The following is a 1,451-nucleotide window of genomic DNA, read 5'->3' as shown; positions in this document are numbered from 1 at the left end:
GGGTCCGGGCACGGCGGCCTCGGCGCGGCTGTCGATGTAGGCGGCGAAGCTCTCGGGGGCGGGGTCGTCGCCCTGGCGGCGCAGCCGGTTCAAGTACCCGACGAGGACGGGCAGTTGCCAGGCGGCGGTACCGAACGGGGCGGCGGGCATCGAGTAGGTGAGGGCTACCGCCCCTTCCTCACCGGGGACGCTGAGGGTGGCGGACACGACTGCCAGGAGCGGTTTGCGGGGGTCCAGCTGCATGGGGATCTTCTCCGGGAGGGGCGGTGACGCTTCCTGACCGGGAGTTGCCGCGCCCGGCCGGACGCACAGAAGGGGGGAGGGGCCCGGGGTGACGTGTTGGCCGTCACCCCGGGCGGTGGGGCGCTCTACTCCTGCGGGGCGTCCGCGTCCGGGTCGTCCGGCGCGGGGGCGTCCTCGGGCTCCTCGGACGGCTCTGCCGGGGCGGCATCCGCCTCCGGTGCCTCCGGGTGCTCGGCGTCCGGTTCCGTGCCGTGGTCCGCTTCAGCGGGCTCGCTCTGCTCGCTCGGGGCGTCGCCCTGGTCCTCGTCCGTATCGGGCTCGTCGTCGGTCTCGGGCTCTACCAGGGCGGTGAACTCGACGTCATCGACGATGGCCTGTTCCACCAGGGAGAGGGTGTAGCCGATCGTTGCGAGGTAGGTGAGGTAGACCCGTGCGTCGTCTCGGATCTGCTCGGTGTCCCACGCGGGCTTGTCCGTGCGCCACGTCTGGACCTCGTCAAGACGCTTCTCGTAGCAGCCCGCGATGATCGCGAAGTTGATCAGGGTCAGCTTGCCCGGGGTCGCTCCGGCCGGTGCCCACGTGGTCCGGTCGTCGGCGCGCTTGTCCTCCCCCAGCAACTCCGCCACCAGGGCTACGCGGGAGACTTCCCCGGTCCACATCTGGACCGGCTTACGGGCGGCAAGCCACTGCTCGGTGACCCACGCGGCCATCTTGGGCGGGGCGGTCTTGCGCTGCAACAACACGTCCTTCAGCCACGCGCGGCGGGTCTTGGTAGCGGCCCGGTAGGCGGCGTTCCCGGCCATTTTCAGCTTCCGGGCCATGCTGTCCGGCTCCGGCTTGGCCGCCGGGGCGGGCCTCGGCGCGGGCGCGGGCGGCGGCGCGGGCGTGTCGTCCCCCTTGTCGTCCCCCTCCTCGGCCTCGTCTTCCTCTTGGCCGCCCTCGGCCCTCTGCGTGGCCCTGACGTGCTCCTCACCCTCACCGTCGGTGTCGTCCTCGTCGGGGGCGGGCGCGGGGTGCTCCGGCTCCTCCTCGGGCTCCTCCTCCTGCAACCCACCGGGGTAGCCCAGGTGCTCGTACTCGTCCGGCGTGATGCATCCGATCAGCAGGGCGTCGGGGGTGTCGCTGTCCGGGTCCCACGTGACGGCGTGCCCGGGGCACCCCGCGTGCTCCTCCTCGGTCAGCTGGTTGCCCTCCTCGTCCCACAGATA

At 72.3% G+C, this 1,451-nt stretch carries 2 protein-coding genes; both read right to left on the bottom strand.

Features of this window, described 5'->3' with window-relative positions; genetic code table 11:
- The coding region (locus IE269_RS42680; protein ID WP_318299712.1) for a hypothetical protein at positions 1-243 on the bottom strand (243 nt) is incomplete at its 3' end.
- Positions 244-368: 125 nt separating this feature from the next.
- On the bottom strand, positions 369-1,451 hold a 1,083-nt coding region (locus IE269_RS42675), incomplete at its 5' end, for a hypothetical protein (RefSeq protein WP_318299711.1).

Origin of the sequence: Streptomyces spiroverticillatus (assembly GCA_014650415.1) — a bacterium.
GTDB lineage: Bacteria > Actinomycetota > Actinomycetes > Streptomycetales > Streptomycetaceae > Streptomyces > Streptomyces spiroverticillatus.
The sequence above is the reverse complement of the archived record's forward strand: the minus strand, read 5'-3'. Positions and strand labels throughout refer to the sequence as shown.